Below are 19,468 nucleotides of genomic sequence, written 5' to 3'. Positions count from 1 at the left end.
TCTGCGAGGAAGACTGGCCATGAGTGACCTGTACTGGCTGACGGACGATCAGATGACGCGGGTCGCGCCGTATTTCCCCAAGAGCCACGGCAAGCCACGGGTTAAAGCTGGGCGATCGAATTGGGCGACGTGCTCTCGGCACTATCCGATCCGCTTCGCCGCCGGGTCGTGGCTGTACTTGCACGCTTGCCCGAGGGTACCGAAAGAACCTGCGCTTCCTTTGATCTGGGCGTAAGCAAGGCCTCGTTGACGCACCATTTCCGAACGCTGCACCATTCCGGGCTGATCAGGCAGATCAATCGCGGCAACAGCCGCGGCGCCGTTCTCAGGCGCGCCGATATCGAGGGGCGGTTTCCCGGGCTCCTCTCGATCGTCGCGGCGGAAAACTTCGAATAGGCTCAGTCGAGCAGACCCGCCGCGACCGCTTCGCGGGTAGCGGCAACGATCGCGTCTATCGCTACCCTTAGGCGCGGCACCATTATCGGAGCGGCGATCCAGAGGGCATGGATCGGCAGGTGATCGGCTACGAACTCCCCGAGAGCGGGGACGAGACTTCCGTCTGCAATCTCGTCGCGGACCAGCCAGTAGGGCACCAAGCCCATCCCTTGTCCTGCCCGGATCGCGGAAAGGGTCAGCAGGCTGCCGTCCAGCACCAGCCTGGGGTCGGGGGTGAAAGCGATGAGATCGCCGCCCGGAATGTGGAAACGCCACGATGCCGGCCGTCCGCCCCGCGCAGCGGCGATCAGACTATGGCTGTACAGGTCCTCCACGGCCAGCGGGACCTCACGCGCGGCGAAGTATTCCGCCGATCCGCAAAGCACGACCCGCTGCATCCCGATACGCCGGGCCATCAGGCCGGGAAGCTCCGGCAATTCGCCGATCCGTACGGCGAGATCAATGGCTTCCTCCGCAAGTTCCGACATGGCCGTCGAAGTCGAGATATCGAGGCGCAGACGAGGCCAGGCATCGCAAAGCCGGTAAAGGGCGGGCGCAATGATCCGGGTGCCGAGCAACGGCGGCAGACTGATCCGCAAGGTACCGGCCGGCTCTGATGCCAGCAGGGCAAGTTCCGCCTCGACCCGCTCGATCCGTTGCCGTGCGGCACTACAAGCCTCGCGGTAGACATCCGCTTCCGCCGTAAGCGCAAGGCGTCGGGTCGTGCGGTGGAAGAGCCTTACTCCCAGTCGGCTTTCAAGGCGAGCGACGGCCTTGGCGATCGCGGATGCCGTCAATCCAAGCCGGGGGCCGGCGGCCGCGAAACTTCCGGCTTCGCAGACTTCGAGGAACACGCGCACTTCGTCTCTGGGAGAATGGCGAGCACCTGTCATTTCAGGAATTCAGTTCGTGAATAGGAGGAACAGTCTTCATTTTACCCAACCTACCGGCACGAATATCCGTCTGTCCATGAGTGACAGAACTTACGCCATCATCGGCGGCTCGTCGGGGATCGGATTGGCCCTTGCTACAGCGCTTGTCGAACGCGGCGATCGTGTCGTGATCGGGGGGCGTTCGGCCGAAAGGCTCGCCGGGGCGGTTCGACAACTGGGAGATGGGGCAAGAGGGCGTCCGATCGATACTACCGATCGCGGCTCGGCGGCGGGCTTCTTCGCTGGAGCCGAGGGGCTGTCGGGTCTGTTCATCTCTGCCGCCAGTTACCGCACTGGGGCTTTCCGGGACGGCGATCCGGAAACGAGCGAGGCGCTGTTCGTCGCCAAGTTCTGGAGCCAGTACTGGACCGTCTTCGCTGCCCTGCCGCACTTGCGAGAAGACGCCGGAATCGTGCTGATGTCCGGCGCGGCTTCGGCCCGTCCCATCGGTGCGCCGGCTTATGCGGCCTGCAACGCTGCCGTGGAAGGTCTGGCACGCGGACTGGCGATCGAGCTCGCGCCGATCCGGGTCAATTGCCTCTCTCCGGGTACGACCGACAGCGAACTCTGGCGCGGCCGGCCCAAGGAACAGCGCGAGACCGCCTACGATCACTGGCGCCGGCTTTGCGTCGTGCAGCGACCGGCGCATGTCGAGGAACAGGCCCACGCCGCACTCTTTCTCCTAGACAATGGCAACATGACCGGCAGCACGCTGTTCTGCGATGGTGGCTATACCTTCTCGTGAACTCGCATGACAGATCATCGGTGGTCAGCCCGACCCGGGTCGCGATGAAATCCGAAACCTGTCTCTGGCTCAGCTCGCCGGGGCCAAGCACCCGGGGCGGGTATCGCAATGCACACAACGGAAGACGTCAAAACTGTTCGGATGTCTACCCTTATCTTCCAGGGTGATGACGACCAGATCGTGCCTTACAAGAATGCAGCGATTTTGCAGGGGAAGCTCGTCAAAACAACAAACTCAAGCTCTACAAGGGCTTTCCGCAAGGATGCTGCCGACCGAGGCAAAGACGATCAACCCTGATCTCCTCAACTTCTTGCTATCCTAAACAATGACGGCCGAGAGATCGCTCGCGGTCACTCGGCCAAGCATCTTCGCTGGCTGGACCGCCGAGCCTACCAGCGAAATTAGCCCACAACCGATCGAACGTGACCAATCGTTCGATTCGGCCCTCCTCAAATGACCTGAACTTCGGAATATAGCCGGCTGAGTGCTGCCCAATACTTCGATCCGATCATTCAGCTTCCCGCCGCACCTTACAGACGATCGAACACCGATCCCATTCGCGGATTGAAAAGTCGCTCATAGGTCTTGAGCAAATGGGGATCCGTCATGGCCGCGACGGCGTCGCAAATTACCCTGAGATCGCCCCCGGATGCGTCTTTTGGGACGTCCACAGACGACGTTCCCAAACTCGGTCTTCAGAGCTGCAGCCATGAACGGGATGAGGGGCCGATCAGTAGTGCTGAGCCCGCTCGACTGCGAGCTTATTCATTATTCGGACTGCCTGACGGGAGGAATTGAGTTTGCGATCGCCTTAGTGCGTTCGCTGGTCGCCACGATTAGAACCTTTGTGGGGGAGAGGGCCGCCGCACGAACCATTGGCATGTAAACGCATACCAAATAAGTCCGCGTTATTATCTTGACCTATTAACGCAGACTCGGTATGTCCGAGTTCATGGCGCACCTGACCACATCCGTTGAATACGCGCTCCACGGTCTGCTCTGGCTGGTGGATGGCAATGAATCGCTGAGCACGCGGGAGATTGCCGAAATTCAGGGCATCTCGCCCAGCTTCCTCGCCAAGATATTTCCCAGGCTGGAAAAGGCAGGCATCGTCTCGGCCAGCGAAGGCGTGCGTGGCGGCTATCGGCTCGCGCGGTCTGCGGACCGGATCACATTCCTTGACGTCGTCGATGCGGTCGAAGGCGAAAAGCCGCTGTTCGATTGCCAGGAGGTGCGCGGCCGGTGCGCCCTGTTCGGCGGCAATCCTCCGCCTTGGGCAACCAGCGGCACGTGCGCGATCCATGCCGTGATGATCCAGGCCGAAAAGGCCATGCGCGACGTGCTGGCAACGCAGACACTGGGGGCGGTTTCCGAACGTTTCGGCCGCAAGGCTCCGGAAACCTACATGGCCGATCTGCGCGACTGGTTCGGCGATCGGCATGACCGACGGACCGCGCGCACCGGTCGGCCCCGGCGCGACGGCCCCAGCTGACCGCCTGAGCCCCGGTGCCGCGCCAGCGTAGCACCGCATTCTCCGACATTTCCGTTTACATTCCCGCCGTCCACCGGGCGCGGCCGGGAAAACCGCTTCGCGCATAACGCGCGTAGCAGCCGCGCTTGGCGGCGCGATGACCTGTGCCCGGCAAACACCAAGGAAATAACCCATGACCAAGCAGACCATCTTAGTCGCCGGTTCCGGTTTCGCCGGTGTCTGGGCGGTGCTCGCAGCAGCGCGGGCGATCGCTCTGACGGGCCGCGAAGACCACATCGACGTCATCATGGTGGCGCCGCAGCCCAAGCTGGCGATCCGCCCGCGCTTCTACGAAGCGGTTCTGGAGAACATGAATCCCGACGTTTCCGAACTGCTCAAGGTCGTCGGCGCGCGCTTCGTCGACGGCATCGTCGAAACCATCGGCGTCGAAGCGCGTGAAGCGGCAATCCTGCGCAATGACGGCACGCGGGAGACCATCTGCTGGGATCGCTTCGTGCTCGCCACCGGCAGCCGCGTGGCCATGCCGCCGATTCCGGGGCTGGCCGAACATGCCTTCACCGTCGATCAGCTCGATCAGGCGCACAGCCTTGATGCGCATATCAAGGCGCTCGCCGATCGACCCGAGACGCCCGCGCGCAATACCGTGGTAGTGGCCGGCGGCGGCTTTACCGGGCTGGAGGCGGCGACCGAGCTGCACGAACGCCTGCGCACGATGTTCGATACGCAGCCGCGCGTCGTGATCGTCGATCCGGCGCAGGAGATCGGCGCCGAGTTCGGATCCGAGGCAGGTCGCACGGTACGCGAGGCGCTGGCTGAGATCGGCATCGAACAGCGGCCCGGCGTGCTGCTGGGCGCGGTCGATGCAGGCGGAGCCCAGCTGTCCGACGGCAGCCGGATCGAGGCGGCCACCGTGGTCTGGGCCGCCGGGGTGCGCGCCCATCCGCTTGCCGCCGAAGTTCCCGGCGAGCATGACGCTGCCGGCCGCGTGGTAGGCGACCTGTTCTTGCGCGCTCCGGCTGCTCCGGGAATTTTCGTCACCGGCGATACCGTCAAGGCGGCCACCGACGATGCGGGGAACTTCAACCTGATGACATGCCAACACGCCCTCAGTCTTGGCCGCGTCGCGGGCTACAACGACCGCTGCCGAACTGGTGGGACTGCCGCTGCACCCCTACAGCCAGCCCAAATACGTCACCTGCCTCGACCTCGGCGCATGGGGTGCCATGTACACCGAGGGATGGGACCGTCAGGTCAAGCTGGTGCGGGCCGAAGGCAAGAAGTTGAAGCAGGAGATCAATGGCGTGTGGATCTACCCGCCCGCCGCCGATCGCGACGCGGTCTTCGCAGTCGCCAACCCGGACTTCGTAATCGTGCCCTGACGGCGTGGCGATCATATCTGGGATTGGCCCTACACATCCAAGGCGATGCGTAGGGCCATTGCCCGCCGACATAGCAGTCGTTGGTGAGGTCCTGTATGGTGCAGAAGGCGATGAGCACCTTCTTTCGAGGGGTCAGGTCAGGTGCGCGGCATTTGGTCGCGCTGACTTTCGAACGCTTGCGCCTGATCGGCTCGCTCATTCCCCTGCATATCGCCAACCCTCACAGCATTGTGCGCGATCTCGATGCGCGCGAGCAGGAACAACTTGGTCTTTTGAAGGCGAATAGGTCGAATGATCTCACCGTCTTCGAGCCTCTTGACTACCCAACCGACGGTTATCGGTACGGATGCATAAGCCTCGCCATCAGTCGGTCGGGTCGAGCAATCGTTGGCGCGTCAGCTTTTCAAACGTCTCCAGGTCGCATGGCTTGCCCCGAGCTCCGCATCCCGGAAGTGTCAGATAGCTGCGGCTTGGCGGAGTGGCCTGGTTTAGCGGAGCGAGGCCGCGCAACTGGTCCATCGACTGCGCTTGCTGGAAAACGCGGACATAGCGCCGACCGGCGGAGTCGCGCACCAGTTCGAAGCCGATGGCGCCGCCCGGCGCGATGTCGTCGCGCGGGTAGTCGGCCATTGTCCAGTGCAGATCGTAGAAGCCGCCCAGTGCGGCGATGTTGGTGTCGTGCCCGAACAGCAGCGTCAGGCGGCCACCCTGCCCGGACAGGGCATCGACGATGCGCGTGACAATCGGCGCAGCCAGGCGCTGCGCGACGTAGGCGGGGCGCGTCTCGTACTGGAACTTGATCGGGTGGAAGCGCAGGATGGCGCGAATGTCCGCCTTGCTCGTGCGGCCCCAGCCGACCTGCTCCATCGGCATGCCTTCCAGGTACTGGAGCAGGATCGTTTGCCCCGCCGTCGATCCGAACGAAAGGCCGCCCTTGAGGTCGGGCTTGTCGCCCGGCGTCGCCTTCAGCGTCGAGGCAGTGTCCACCGGCACGCCGACGATGCGCTCCAGCGTGGCGAAGTCCACCTTGCGCGCGGCGATCACGCCTTGCAGCCCGCTCGCCGGGAACTGCGCCTGCGATGCCGCCAGCGCCCGGTCCCCGTCCATCGCAGCTTCGGAGGCGGAGGGGTGGAACTGGTCCTCATCATCCTCGCCGGCTGGATGATCGAGAGCGACCTTGCAGCCCGGTTGCAGCGTCTCGATGAAGGCCAGCCCGGTCTTGATCGCGCGCGAGCTGCCGCTGGACCAGGCACTGATCGTTCCCGGAGCGGCGCAGCCGGTGGCCCGCAGCAGACCCTGAATTGCCAGCACTTCGCGGTCGTAGGCGGCCAGGCGGCGGATACCCTCGGCGCCGTGTGGCGTCAGATCTCCCGCGGGCGTTGACCAGGCGGGCCACGCCTCGCGCGTGGTGCCTTCGGGAGTTGCCGGGAACTTGGTGGAGGGGCGCACGCCATGGCGCATCAAGATGACGACGCGCTCCACGGTCAGATCGGCAGCCTTGGGCGCGGCACTGGCGGTAGCGGAAAGCGCAAGCGCCGAAGCGACGGCAAGCAGGGCGCCGATCGGGCGCAAGTGCGGCGTGTGATTCATGACGGGAAGTTCCCCTGTTAGGTGCGCCCTAGCCGGTATGCAGGCTTTGTGACAGTTCCGAGACAGGCGCGTCGCTCCTTGAAGGAAAGATCGGTCCGATATCGCGAGGATCGTCGAAAGGGAGCGCCCCTCAGGCTAAATCTTAAATTTCCCTAATCTTCGCGAATGTCACAGAAGCGTAAATAGCCCTGCCTAGTGCGCCTTCCCAACGAACCATAACGATGTCGTACCGCAATTACCGTGCGGATGGAAAATCAATACACAAGGTATAAGTACAGCAAATTCCGCCACTGCGGGAAATGCCTTCACGAATAACTCAGCATATTGGAAATTCGCAATTATTTGAATTGCGAACAAGGGGGCTATTTGTCATGTCGATTTTCCTGAGCAATTCGAAGAACCGTCTGCGTCTGCACGTCGCCATTGCGGCCGTCGCCGTTTCAAGCCTGTCGCTGACCTTCGCACCCGCGCAGGCCCAGTCGGAAACCGCCGTGCGTGCAGAGGGCCGCATTTCGGGCGTAGTTGTGAACGGTGCGGGAGATTTCCTGCGCGGCGCCGAAGTGCGTGTGGACGGCTCGGACATCGTCGGCGTAACCGACAGCGACGGCCGCTTCACGCTCCAGCGCGTGCCCGCGGGCACCCAGCAGCTGAGCATTGCCTATATCGGCTATGAGACCGGCCATCAGGCGGTCGAAGCCGGTGCCGCCGACCTGCGCGTCGCCCTCAAGCCTCGTGCGGTGGACGCTGCGAACGACATCGTGGTCAGCGGCAGCCGCCCGATCGCGGAATCGGAAGAAGCCGCGCTCCAGATCAAGCGCTCGTCCACCTCGCTGGTCGATGTCATCGCCGCTGACAGTGCAGGACGCTTCCCCGACCAGAACATCGCCGCCGCCGTCAGCCGCCTGCCGGGCGTCAGCGTCGGGCGAGATCAGGGGCAGGAACGCTACATCAGCTTGCGTGGCTCACCGGCAAGCTGGACGACGATGGCTTTCGACGGCGTCAACGTCATCAGCCCGGCCGGACGCGAGACCCGCTTCGACACGATCCCCTCATCGATCGCCAGCCAGACGATCATCCGCAAGGCCGTGACGGCCGACATGCCGGGCGAAACCGTGGCGGGCAACATCAACATCGTCACGCGCAGCCCGTTCGACTATCCCGGCCTGAAGGGTGCGCTGGACGCGGGCTACGGCTACAACGACCTGGGCCAGGGCAAGCAGTACAACCTCAGCGGTTTCCTGTCAGACCGCTTCGCGAACGACACGCTCGGCATCCTCGTCGGCGCCTCGCGCTATGAGCGCGACATGGTGACCGACAACTTCGAGAACTCCTGGGAAATCTCACCGGAAGACCAGCAGCCGGGCGGCGAGGACCGCATCTGGAACGCCAAGACACAGAACAAGCTCTATCGCCTGAAGCGCAGCAACACCTCATTCTCCGGCCGCCTCGAATGGCGCCCGGACAGCGACAACAAGGTGTTCCTGTCCTCGATCTACAGCCAGTTCCGCGATGATGAACTGCGCAACGCCTGGGTCTTCGACCTCGATCAGGACGCCAAGAAGACCGGCAGCAGCACGGTGGGCAAGACCACCGGCTATGCCGATATCCGCACCGGCAACACGCCGATGCAGGGCACCCTCTACGGTGCCGAGATCGAGAGCACGCTGAACTCCAGCTCCTCGCGCCAGAGCATCTTCACCAATACCCTGGCGGGCGAGCACGAGATGGACTCGTGGAAGGTCAAGTGGCGCCTGAACTACACCCGCGCCGATGACCGCAGCAAGCCGCCGTTCCAGTCGTCGTGGGCCAGCCCGAGCGATTTCACCAAGCGTCCCACGCTGGTCTACGATTTCACCGACCCGAACCTGTCGAAGATCCAGCTCTACGACACCGTGCTCAATTCGAACGGCACCTATAGCGCCGGTGCATCGCGCCCGTTCATCTCGCCAACCGAGCTGAATTTCCTGTCGATGACGCGCAACCGCCAGCTCGATCGCACCAATGCCTATACCGCGAAGCTGGACATCGAGCACAACCTCGATCTGTTCGGTGCCGAGACCGTGTTCCAGTTCGGCGGCGAGTACGACAAGCGCGTCAAGACCTCGACCCGCTCCGTGCTGGAAGTGACCCCGGCGACGCTCGCCGCCGCGGGTCTGACGAACCCCACCCAGGCGGACATCAGCATCGACACTCCCTACAAGGGCAAGCTGCCGATGGGCTACGGCTGGAAATACTTCTCCAGCGAACTGGGTGAGGCACTGTTCGACAAGTACGTCGCCGCCGGTGCCGCGCAGATCCAGAAGGACACCAGCGAGAAGAACAACTACCGCGTGACCGAGGAAGTCATCGCCGGTTACGCGATGGGCACCAGCTATTTCGACTGGGGCAATATCGTCTACGGCGCCCGCATAGAGCGGATCACCAACACCGGCTCGGCCCTGTCCCTGGTGGACAATGCCTGGACGCCCACCCACGTCTCCAACAGCTTCACCTCGGTCTATCCCAGCATCCACATCAACTGGGACATCAATCGCGACATGAAGCTGCGCCTGTCGGGGAACACCGGCGCCGCCCGTCCCGACTATGACCAGATGCGCCCGAACTTCTCGTACAACGACGTCGAGCAGGTGGTCTCGGGCGGCAATCCCAAGGCCAAGCCGGAACGCGCCAAGGGCGTGGATCTCTACTTCGAGTGGTACATGCCCTCGCGCGGGTTCTTCTCGGTCGGCGGCTACTACAAGGACCTGAAGAACATTCTCTACGACGTCGAGCTGACCTCGTTCGGTTCCGACGTTCTCAACTCGGCGGGCGTGGACCGTTCGGACTATCGCTACTCCACTGTCGCCAACGGCGGCGGCGGCCATATCACCGGCGTCGAGTTCGCGTTCTCGCAGCCGTTCGAAGGCCTTGCCCGTGCAGCCGGCCTGCCCGACTGGGCGCAGGGCTTCGGCGTTCAGGCCAACCTGACGCTCAACGACTCCAAGGCGACCACGCCGGACGGCCGCACCACCGATCTGCCGGGCGCCTCGCCGCTGATCTACAACGTCTCGGGTTACTACGAGCGTTACGGCTTCTCGGCCCGCGTCAGCTACCAGTGGCAGAAGGCCTACCTCGACTCGCTGGGCGACGGCGACATCATCGGCGATGCCTACTGGGCCAACGTGGCGCGTCTCGACGCTTCGCTGCGCTACTCGATCAACGAGAACGTCCAGCTTTATCTCGATGCCAACAACCTCACCAACGAGGCGGGTATCCGTTATCAGGGCGTCTATTCGCGCCCGATCGAACACGAGACGTTCGGTCGCCGCTACCTTGCCGGTGTGCGCGTCAACTTCTGAGCGTAAAACGAGGGAGGCGCCCGCTGGGTGCCTCCTTCCCGCAGACCGGAGCAGCATGAACAGGACCATCCTGGTCGTCGAGGACGACCCCGCCACCGCAGACTTCCTGGCCTCCGGCCTCGAACAGGAGGGCTACCGCGTCCAACGCGCGGCGGACGGCCTGCACGGGCTGGAACTGGCGCAGTCGGACGAACTGGACGGGATCGTGCTCGACCGGATGCTGCCCGGCCTCGATGGCCTGACCCTGCTGGAGACGCTGCGCGCGCAGGGCTGCGACACGCCGGTCATCATCCTTTCCGCCATCGGCTCCACCGACGAGCGCGTCCGGGGCTTGCGCGCCGGATCGGACGACTATCTGGTCAAGCCCTTCGCCATGCCCGAACTGCTGGCCCGTCTGGAAGTGTTCCATCGGCGCCGTGCCACAGCACCGGCCGTCGTGACCCGGCTTGCCTGCGAAGACCTCACGCTGGACCTGCTCGCTTCCCGTGCCGAGCGCGCCGGACATGTGCTGATGTTGCAACCGCGGGCGATCCAGCTTCTCGAATTCCTGATGCGCAACCAGGGAAAGGTCGTCACCCGCTCGATGATCTTCCAGAAAGTGTGGAACTACGATTTCGATCCCGGCACCAATGTCATCGACGTCTACGTCAGCAACTTGCGCAAGGAAGTCGACCGACCGGGTCTGGTGCCTTTGCTCCGCACCGTTCGCGGTGCCGGATACAGGCTGGGGACGCCGCGGTGAACTTCGCCGCCCTCCTCCGCCGACGCGCGCCCTGGCGGTCCACGGCAGGCAAGTTCCTGCTGCTGTACCTGGCGCTGTGCTTCGCATGCACCGTGCCCGCGCTGCTCTACGTCTATTTCGAAACCGACCGCATCCTCCTGTCGAACTTCCAGCGCCCGCTGGAGCACGAGCAGAGCCATCTGCTCAGCCACTATAAACGAGGCGGTATTCCCAACCTCGGCAAGGCGGTCGCGGACCGGTCGGGGCCGGATTACAAGGACGACACCGCCATTCTGCTCGTCGATGCATGGGGCCGAAAGCTCGCGGGCAATGTCCTGGCCTGGCCCCAGGGCATCGGCGCACCCGAGACGTGGCGAACCGGCCTGCTGCACCGGCAGGACCGCGCCAGGCCGGAAGAGTTTCTCGTCCTGACGACCCGCTATCCCACCGGCGAGCGACTGCTGCTGGGCGGCCTGCTCGATAACCGCATCCATATGCAGCTGGCGCTGCTGCGGGGTCTTGCCGGCGCGCTGGCGCTGGCGATCCCGATCGGCCTGCTCGGCAGCATCGTGCTGGTGCGCGAGATGAACCGTATGGTCGAGACGATCGCCACCGTGGGCGAGCATGTCGGCGCCGGGGACTTGCGCCGCCGTGCCGAGACGGACGGCAGCGGCGATCCGGTGGACCGGCTCAAGACTTCGCTGAACGCCATGCTCGACCGGATCGAAGTGCTGGTGGAGGAACATCGCACCCTCACCGACGCCTTGGCCCACGACTTGCGCTCTCCGCTCACTCGCATCCACATCCAGGTCACCGAGGCACTGGCGGCGGCACCCGATCCGGCCGGTCTCGCCCGGTTCGAGGCGATCGCGCACGAAGTCGGCATCGTCCTGCACATGCTGGAAAGCGCACTGGAGATCAGCCGTGCCGAAGCCGGGGTGGGGCGCGGCACGTTCGAACCGTTCGACCTTGGCGCAATGCTGGCCGACCTTGGCGAGATCTACCAGCCGCTGGCCGCCGCCGGGGGCGTGACGATCACCGTCGCCTGCCCGCCCTGCCTGGAACTGCACGGCAACCGCGCCTTGGTGGCGCGCGCGCTGGCGAACCTCATCGACAATGCGCTGAAGTACGGCGCGGCGGGCGGATTGATCGCGCTGGAGGCCGAAGCCGTCGATGCCGAGGCGCAGATCTGCGTCTCCGATCGCGCAAGCGGCATCCCCGCATCGCGCCGCGACGAGGCGATGCGCAAGTTCGGCCGCCTCGACGCTTCGCGCAGCACCCCGGGCACGGGCCTCGGCCTCAGCCTGGCGAGTGCGGTGGCCTCGCTGCACGGCGGACGGCTGGAACTGGAGGACAACCACCCCGGCCTGCGCGCCCGGCTGATCCTTTCGCGCCTTCCTGCGTCTTCATCCGATCATCAAGGAGCATCCGAATGACCCTATCTCCCAAGACACGCCGCGCCCTCGCGGGGCTCGCCGCTCTCCTCCTGTCCAGCGCCTCGGGCAGCGCCATGGCACAGGAAGCGCGCAACGTGATCCTGTTTCTAGGCGATGCGGGCGGCCTGCCCACGCTCAACGCGGGCGGCATCCTTGCCAATGACGCGCCGCAGTCGCTGTACATCCACACGATGCCTTACGTCGGCCTGTCGGACACGTCCTCGCTCAACCAGTGGGTGACGGATTCGGGTGCGGGGATGACCGCGATCATGACCGGCCACAAGACCAACAACGCTATGGTCTCGGCCATTCCCTCGGGAACCGGCGGCGCGGTCGTCCCGGTCAAGAGCCTGCTCGAATATGCCGAGGAGCGCGGCCTCTCCACCGGGGTCATGACGAATATGAAGATCTGGGACGCGACGCCCGCGGCGACCTTCGCTCACGTCGGTGCCCGCAAGAACAAGGACGAGATCTTCCGCCAGATGCTCAAGCCCCGTTTCGGTGACGGCGTGGACATCCTGATCGGCAAGGGCCGCGCCGATGCCGCAACCTCCTTTGTCGCGCAGCAAACCACGCCGGAGAAAGCCTTCAAGGCGGCGGGCTACCGCTATGGCGAAGACCCGACGATTGTGCGCGACAGCGCCCGTGTGGCCGTGCTGCGCGATACCGACTTCGCGCCGATTCCGGCGGTGGAAGCGACGATCGCCCAGCTTGCGCGCAACCCCAAGGGCTACTTCCTGATGGTCGAGTGGGACATGCACACCGACGACCCGAAGAAGGGCCTCGCCCATGTCAAGGAAATGGACGACATGATCCGCCGCGTCAGCCAAGTCGCCGGCAACGACACGCTGATCCTGTTCACCGCCGACCACAGCTTCGGCCTACGGATGGACGGCGGCAAGCGCGGGACACCGCTGCTGGAACAGTACGACGCCGAGACCGCCAAGCCGGCCATGACCAATGCCGCCAACGAAGTCATCAGCGTGCAGGACGGTCACACGGGCGAGGAAGTCATCGTAGCCGCGACCGGCCCTGGTGCGGACAAAGTGCATGGCTTCATGCCGAACACCCGACTGTTCGACATCATGCTTTCGGCCTTCGGATGGAAGCGGGACAACTGATTATGATGCAACGAGGTCGCTGCAATTTGCGGCGACCTCCTCATCGTACCGCTGCGAAGTATACAGCGACCCAGTCAACGCTCGGGCGGCCTATAGTGCTAGGCCAGGTTTTTCCGCATCAAGGAGATCGCGGCGACCCGCGTGCGCTATGGCTATGGCTATGGCTATCGCCGTATTCATGCCCTGCTTCCCCGTCAGGTCGCGACCAATTGTCGTCATTTCGCTTAAACGCCAGCAGGTTTGCTCCCGCCGCGTCGGCCATTGCAGCTTACCCTCGGAAGCGGCAGAGTTGGCACCCGCGAGCCCCATCCTTACGCTTGTCGTGAAAGAGATCTCCTCCGGTCGAGGTCGGCTGCTTACTCGTTCATTTGATAGGTGGACACCAATTAATATGAATGCATTTTCATATGTCATAGGTCCACCGTTTGCGCCATTTTCTTTTCCAAAAATGGAAGGTTTTACACCATGCCCGGCGATTGATTGCTTGAAAATATGACGATAATTTCATAAATATAGCGCAGGAATCGATGTTCTTTGTCCCGGGAATGAGACTTGTCGAAAAAGAAGGCCTCCCCTCACACTGCCACCCACAGCGCCCAGCCATCCGAGCGCTCCGCGATGGGCGACCGCTATCTAGCTCTGCTGGAAGATCAGATCGTCAACGGCGCGGGTCGAAGCGCCCGAACGAGGGCAAAATTGCTTCGCGCCGCATTCGAGATCCTTTCCACGGAAGACATTTCCGCCCTCACGATCGTCGCCGCCACGAAGGGCGCCGGGATCGCCGTCGGCACCTTCTACCTGCACTATCCGACAACCGCCGACCTGATGCTTGAGGTGTTCGCAGGATTCGCGGAGCATGACATCAAACCCGCCCTCCCAACCAGTCGCACTGGCAGCGGCCTTTTCACGGAGATGAAGGCCGAGTTCGTCGAGATCGTGTCTGCATTCAGGCGACGGCGAATTTTCTTCCGCGCCATGTTTGCATTTCGGCGCCAGGAAGAACGGGCCAACGACATGTGGCTGCGATATTCAGCACGCTGGGCGGCCGAGCTTTCCGCCGCGGCCATGAGCGCGAAACGCACACCGGATGGATTTCCCGAATTCGTCGGACATGCCGCAACGGCTTTTGCAGACGAGATCATGGCCCGAATTTACATCGACAACATTTTCGGCGCGGCATTCGCCGACGACGAGACAAACGATGAAAAGGTGGCCGAATTGCTCGCGTTCAGCCGCCAAAGGTTGCTCTGCGGCGTAGATCCCGACCCGTCACTCATCACTATTCAGGGCATTGCCGGACTGAGTCCGGGGCTCGGCGAAAACTGACCCGGCTCGCCTTACCGACCGCCCGAACCAAACGGGAATTTGCGCAATGACACGCCTTCTCCTTAGTGCGCCAACCAAGCACATGCTCACAGCGCTTGCCCTTTACAGCATCGCGGCCACCCCGTCCTAGCCGCGCCGACGCACGAACTGAAGATGATGCGCGTGGCGAGTTGATGCGGCACGGTATGCACTCCCCAACCGAAAACCCGCCATCCAACAGGGATCATCCCTGGCCAAAATGGCCCGTGCCACTGGAAAAATCCCGAGTTACCCGACGAGTAATGTCCCTGCCGTTGGCGCGCTGTGTCTAGAACTCTGGCACGACGGCAGTGGCAGCCAGTTCGTGCCAGCATCCTTCCGATCGCCGACGATGAAGGGTCTATGCAATCTCGGCGCAAAACCACCCTTCCGGCAGTACCCTGAACATCCCCGGCTGCGGGAGAACTGCGCAATCACGCTCCTGCACACGAAGGCACTTTCAGGCGCTCGTCGATACATCAACCGACCAAGCCGTCGAGTGGGACCTTGGGCCGCCAGCGGGGCCGCCATCAGCTTGAAATGAATCTATGTTCATATATTGACCCCGAAAAGCGAGAATCGAGTACAGCCAACTCCCTTTCCGCGCCGGAAACCAATGGAGGATAGATTGCGAAACATAATAGCAGGTGTCGGGTTACTGGTGAGTCTGCTGGCCACGCCGGTCCATGCCGAACATGCGCCTGAGACGAAGTCGGCAACCGCGGTAGCCGAGACCATGCGCGCGATGTTTGACGCCCTCGCCGTGGACGACCGCCCGGCGCTCGACCGCGTGCTGGCGACAAACTTCTACGCCTTTGACGGTGGACACGAGATGGTCGCCGACGACCTTTTCAAATACGTCAAATGGCGGCATGACACCGGCACCCGCTACTCCTGGTCGATCACTGAGCCCCGGGTGCATATTGCCGGCGATCTGGCCACGATCACCTACAAGAACCGAGGCTCGATCTCCGATGCTTCAGGAACCGTCCCCATGATGTGGCTGGAAGCCGCAATTCTGCGCTTGCAGGACGGCCACTGGCGTATCGAGTTCGTGGACTCGACACGCACCCCCCTCGCGCCAGGTACAGCCACCGCAACCATTCCCGACAGCTCGCCCAAGCCAACGTATCACCCCTGAGCGAAACCCGCCCGGATGGACGCGCGTGACACAGAAGTGCCATTAGTCGACCGTAAATGAACTCATATTCAGTTTGATTCGCAACCGAGGGATTACCGCTTCTCCACACCGGGGAGCGAAACCTCGTGCGCGTCAGGTTCAAGCCATCCAGGGGTATTTTCCAAATGACAATGACGTTCGGCCATCGCGCTTCGGCGATGGCCATGACTTTCGCCATGCTTGGAGCCGCAGGTTCGGGACACGCAGAAGAGATTGACAAGCCCACTGAGGTCGGTGCCTCCACGGACATTGTCGTGACGGCCACACGGCGCGAACAGCGGGTACAATCCGTACCACTCAGCATCTCGGCGATCGGCGGTGCGACGATCCAGCGCCAAGGCATCGAGGATATCCAGGATTACGGCAATCGGATACCCAACCTGGCGTTCCAGGCGGGTGACAGCACCCGTACCGACCTCCAAACCAGCGTGGAAATCCGGGGTGTGAGCGGTAGCGGCACAACCGGCTTCTACATTGACGACTCCCCGTTGGTCGCCAATCTCAATCCCCGCGTCATCGAATTGGATCGCATCGAGGTCCTGCGCGGCCCGCAAGGCACCCTTTATGGTGCACGGTCCATGGGAGGAACGATCCGGTACATCACGAAGCAGCCGGACCTCGACCGCTTCGAAGGACAAGCCCACCTCCAAGGTTCCTGGACTTCAGGCTCCGGCTCACCGAACGAGATGGTCGATGGCGTCATCAACATCCCCCTCGTGCCCGGAGTATTCGCAATCCGGGCGCTCGCCTACGTAGAACATGACGCGGGCTGGCTCGACCGCGCCCCATCTGCAAATGCTCCTGCGAAATTCCCGATCCGGCGCGATTTCAACGATGCCAGTTACGCTGGCGGGCAGATCGCCGCACTACTTTCACTGGATGACGGACGGCTGACGATTACCCCGCGCTTCCTCTATCAGAAAACGACACGGGGTGGACGCAGCGAAGCCGACTACGAGGCCGGCAACACCGTGAACAGGCGCCTGTTCGATATCAATGAAACCGGAGGCAGCGACTGGAAGCTGGGAACACTGACGATCGGATACGAGCTTCCCTTCGGCGACATCACCGCAGCGACATCCTACTTCGACCAGCACGACGAGGACCTTGAAGACGGCTCCGAGTTCCTCAATGCCAACTACAACAAGAACGCCGATCCGGTTCCAGGCTATCTCTACGCCTACGGTCGCAGCAAGATTTTCTCGCAGGAATTGCGTTTCACATCGAAATTCAGCGGACCGCTGAACATCACCACCGGGCTGTTCTACCAGAACAGCAAGACACTGACGGCGTTTCCTGCACAGGCCATGCTTCCGGTCACGCCGCTGCTGTTCGAACTGGACCGCCCTTCCACCGTTACCGAGGCTGCCGTGTTCGGCGAAGCCAACCTGAAGATCACACACCGCCTCGCCGTTACAGCGGGCGTCCGACACTTCGACAACAAGGTGGATTACTCATCGCTGTCGAAAGGCCTGCTCGGCGACAATCGCCTTTACACGGGCGTGCAGAAAGAATCCGGCTTCACGCCAAAGTTCGGCATTCAGTATGCGTTTGACGCGGATCATATGCTCTATGCCAACGCCGCGAAGGGCTACCGTGTTGGCGGCGTCAACTCCTTCGCTGCGGGACGTTGCGACGCGGGCTTTGCCGCAATTGGGACGACCGAAGACAAGGCTCGGGGCTATAAGTCGGATCACCTGTGGAGCTATGAGCTCGGCGCAAAAACAAGCTGGCTCAATCGCCGACTTACCGTCAACGCTGCAGCCTTCCAAATCGATTGGAAGGATCTGCAGCAGCGTCTCGGGCTCGGTGCCTGCGGCTTCTCCGCAACGATCAACGTCGGGGCTGCCCGCAACCGCGGCGCCGAGCTTGAGGCCAGTTGGCAGGCTGCCAAGGGCATCAACATCTCGCTTGGCGGCGGCTACATCAACGCCGTCGTGACCGACAATGGCGGGCTCAACGGCACCCGCGCGGCGCAAGTGGGTTCTCGGGTGCAGAACGTCCCGAAGTGGACGGTGAATGCCGGCCTCGATATCGATCATGACATCGCCGGCCGACCAAGCTTTCTGCACGTGGATTACGGCTATGTTGGCGACAGCTACAATGCGCGCAACACTCCCCGGACACGTCCGTCCTACAGCATCGTGAATGCCCGAATTGGCATCCACGTCGAAACCGTCGACCTTGCGCTCTTCGCGAAAAACCTGACGAACGAGGCCGCCGATCTGGCGGATGTTCCGCCCTTGATCGGTCAGTATGCGGGACGCCCGAGGATCGCAGTAAATACGCCCAGGACTATTGGAATCGACGCGCGTCTGGCGTTCTGAGCATCCGATACTCGATCTCGCCATCAGCCTCCGAAACGGCTGATGGCGAGTTTTTGTATGTCCGGGGCAAGCGTCGATCACTGCCCCCTCTGCAGCGACAGGTTCACCTTCAGAAGCCGGCGAATACCCCCATTCGAGTGGATATACGATTGGTTGATTCCGCTCGCCCATTGTGTGGGGTCATAAGCGTCCGGCAAGCCAAACAGCTGTTTGGTCGCACTGCACCCCCTTTTTGAATGTTCGATTTAGTCGAAGTATTCTGTCGATTTTATGCATCTTTTTGGAACAGAAAATTTGCTCCAGATCACTTCCACCGGGTTGATGCACCCAACAACAGGAGGATTTACCGATGACGACCACCGCTAGCCCGACCGCCACTGCCACCCCCGGCAAGTCGCTGATCTCGCCTGACAATCACGCGCTTGTGCTGATCGACTTCCAGTCGCAGATGGCGTTCGCCACCAAGTCGATCTCGGCCGAGCTGCTGCGTAACAACGCCGCCCTGATTTCGCGCGGCGCCAAGTCGTTCAACGTCCCCACCATCCTCACCACGGTTGCCGAGAAGAGCTTCTCCGGCCCGATGTTCGAAGAGATCACCGAAGCCTTCGAAGGCCAGGAAATGCTCGACCGTACCTCGATGAACACCTGGGAAGACGAAGCCGTGATCTGCGAGATCAACCGCATCGCCAAGCCGCGCATCGTCTTCGCCGGTCTCTGGACCTCGGTCTGCATCGTCGGCCCGGTCGCTTCGGCCATCGACCAGGGCTTCGAAGCCTACGTGATCACCGACGCCTGCGGCGACATCTCGACCGAAGCGCATGAGCGCGCCGTGGAGCGCATGATCCAGCTCGGCGCCGTGCCGATGACCTCGCTCCAGTACCTGCTCGAACTGCAGCGCGACTGGGCCCGCACCGAGACCTACGACAGCACCACCGGCATCGCCAGGAAGTGGGGTGGCGCCTACGGCATCGGCATCAACTACGCCAAGACCATGTTCGGCGCCTCCGAAGGCGGTCACTGATCCGAAGTTCGGGACCGGGGAGCCACACTCCCCCCAACCGGCCCTCACCGCAGGCTTCCCGGTCCCATCCTTCCCCCCATTCCAACCTTGTCCCGTCATCCTGAACTTGTTTCAGGATCCATCACGCAGTTGCGACCGGAACCTCGTTGCGCCACCGGCACTCTCGGTTTGCGGACGTGCAGCACAGCACAAGCGGCTTGATGGATCCTGAAACAAGTTCAGAATGACGAGGCTGAGAGTGGAAAGATTTCTCTCGTCTCACAGAGGCGGAAACGAACGTCCGAGGAAACCCGCAGCCATGAAAGCCTACCTTTTCTCGATAGCCGCCGGGTTGCTGGTGGGGGTGGTGTACAGTCTCCTCGGCGTTCGTTCGCCGGCGCCGCCGATGATTGCCCTGATCGGGCTGC

The 19,468-nt window shown here is 62.7% G+C and carries 15 protein-coding genes and 2 pseudogenes; 14 read left to right on the top strand and 3 right to left on the bottom strand.

The features are described 5' to 3' along the window. Window positions 1–19: 19 nt before the first annotated feature. Window positions 20–103, top strand: a pseudogene (locus tag V7066_RS18375) (IS5/IS1182 family transposase); the annotation flags it as partial. A 17-nt stretch (window positions 104–120) separates the two neighbouring features. Then, window positions 121–396: an ArsR/SmtB family transcription factor gene (locus V7066_RS18370; protein WP_334184488.1), complete on the top strand. Its 276-nt coding sequence runs from the start codon at window positions 121–123 to the stop codon at window positions 394–396. A 2-nt stretch (window positions 397–398) separates the two neighbouring features. On the opposite strand, the gene V7066_RS18365 is transcribed toward V7066_RS18370, so the two are convergent. Continuing rightward, entirely contained in the window at window positions 399–1,328 is a 930-nt protein-coding gene (locus V7066_RS18365; protein WP_334184431.1) for a LysR family transcriptional regulator, read from the bottom strand. A 76-nt stretch (window positions 1,329–1,404) separates the two neighbouring features. On the opposite strand from V7066_RS18365, the gene V7066_RS18360 reads away from it, so the two are divergent. Next, window positions 1,405–2,112 carry an SDR family oxidoreductase gene (locus V7066_RS18360; RefSeq protein ID WP_334184430.1) on the top strand — a complete coding sequence of 236 codons (708 nt, stop codon included), beginning with the start codon at window positions 1,405–1,407 and terminating at the stop codon, window positions 2,110–2,112. Window positions 2,113–2,642: 530 nt separating this feature from the next. On the opposite strand, the pseudogene V7066_RS18355 reads toward V7066_RS18360, so the two are convergent. Beyond that, window positions 2,643–2,768 (bottom strand): annotated as a pseudogene (locus V7066_RS18355) (dGTPase); the annotation flags it as partial. A gap of 284 nt (window positions 2,769–3,052) precedes the next feature. Between V7066_RS18355 and V7066_RS18350 the strand changes: the two are divergent. Continuing rightward, window positions 3,053–3,604, top strand: coding sequence for an RrF2 family transcriptional regulator (locus tag V7066_RS18350; protein ID WP_334184429.1), 552 nt, complete (start codon window positions 3,053–3,055; stop codon window positions 3,602–3,604). Window positions 3,605–3,776: 172 nt separating this feature from the next. Further along, window positions 3,777–5,036 carry an NAD(P)/FAD-dependent oxidoreductase gene (locus V7066_RS18345; protein ID WP_334184428.1) on the top strand — a complete coding sequence of 420 codons (1,260 nt, stop codon included), beginning with the start codon at window positions 3,777–3,779 and terminating at the stop codon, window positions 5,034–5,036. Between the two features lie 310 nt (window positions 5,037–5,346). Here V7066_RS18345 and V7066_RS18340 read toward each other — a convergent pair whose 3' ends face one another. Beyond that, entirely contained in the window at window positions 5,347–6,573 is a 1,227-nt protein-coding gene (locus V7066_RS18340; protein WP_334184427.1) for a histidine-type phosphatase, read from the bottom strand. A gap of 371 nt (window positions 6,574–6,944) precedes the next feature. On the opposite strand from V7066_RS18340, the gene V7066_RS18335 reads away from it, so the two are divergent. The 9 genes from V7066_RS18335 to V7066_RS18295 form a co-directional block, all read left to right on the top strand. Beyond that, window positions 6,945–9,911 (top strand): TonB-dependent receptor, encoded by a 2,967-nt coding sequence (locus V7066_RS18335; RefSeq protein ID WP_334184426.1) that lies wholly within the window; start codon window positions 6,945–6,947, stop codon window positions 9,909–9,911. A gap of 55 nt (window positions 9,912–9,966) precedes the next feature. Further along, a complete protein-coding gene (locus V7066_RS18330) occupies window positions 9,967–10,653 on the top strand; it encodes a response regulator transcription factor (protein WP_334184425.1) in 687 nt (228 codons plus the stop codon). Next, window positions 10,650–12,068 carry a sensor histidine kinase gene (locus V7066_RS18325; RefSeq protein ID WP_334184424.1) on the top strand — a complete coding sequence of 473 codons (1,419 nt, stop codon included), beginning with the start codon at window positions 10,650–10,652 and terminating at the stop codon, window positions 12,066–12,068. The genes V7066_RS18330 and V7066_RS18325 overlap by 4 nt, the downstream gene beginning before the upstream one ends. Beyond that, entirely contained in the window at window positions 12,065–13,189 is a 1,125-nt protein-coding gene (locus V7066_RS18320) for an alkaline phosphatase (protein ID WP_334184423.1), read from the top strand. Before V7066_RS18325 ends, V7066_RS18320 begins: the two co-directional genes overlap by 4 nt. A gap of 552 nt (window positions 13,190–13,741) precedes the next feature. Further along, complete coding sequence (locus V7066_RS18315) at window positions 13,742–14,515, top strand: TetR/AcrR family transcriptional regulator (RefSeq protein ID WP_334184422.1); 774 nt, start codon at window positions 13,742–13,744, stop codon at window positions 14,513–14,515. 679 nt (window positions 14,516–15,194) lie between these two features. Then, entirely contained in the window at window positions 15,195–15,674 is a 480-nt protein-coding gene (locus tag V7066_RS18310) for a nuclear transport factor 2 family protein (RefSeq protein ID WP_334184421.1), read from the top strand. A 164-nt stretch (window positions 15,675–15,838) separates the two neighbouring features. Beyond that, complete coding sequence (locus V7066_RS18305; protein ID WP_334184420.1) at window positions 15,839–18,040, top strand: TonB-dependent receptor; 2,202 nt, start codon at window positions 15,839–15,841, stop codon at window positions 18,038–18,040. A 349-nt stretch (window positions 18,041–18,389) separates the two neighbouring features. Next, complete coding sequence (locus V7066_RS18300; protein WP_334184419.1) at window positions 18,390–19,061, top strand: hydrolase; 672 nt, start codon at window positions 18,390–18,392, stop codon at window positions 19,059–19,061. 298 nt (window positions 19,062–19,359) lie between these two features. Continuing rightward, the coding region (locus V7066_RS18295) for a DUF1427 family protein (protein ID WP_334184484.1) at window positions 19,360–19,468 on the top strand (109 nt) is incomplete at its 3' end.

Source organism: Novosphingobium sp. (assembly GCF_036820275.1).
In the GTDB taxonomy this organism is placed as follows: Bacteria; Pseudomonadota; Alphaproteobacteria; order Sphingomonadales; family Sphingomonadaceae; genus Novosphingobium.
The sequence above is the reverse complement of the archived record's forward strand: the minus strand, read 5'-3'. Positions and strand labels throughout refer to the sequence as shown.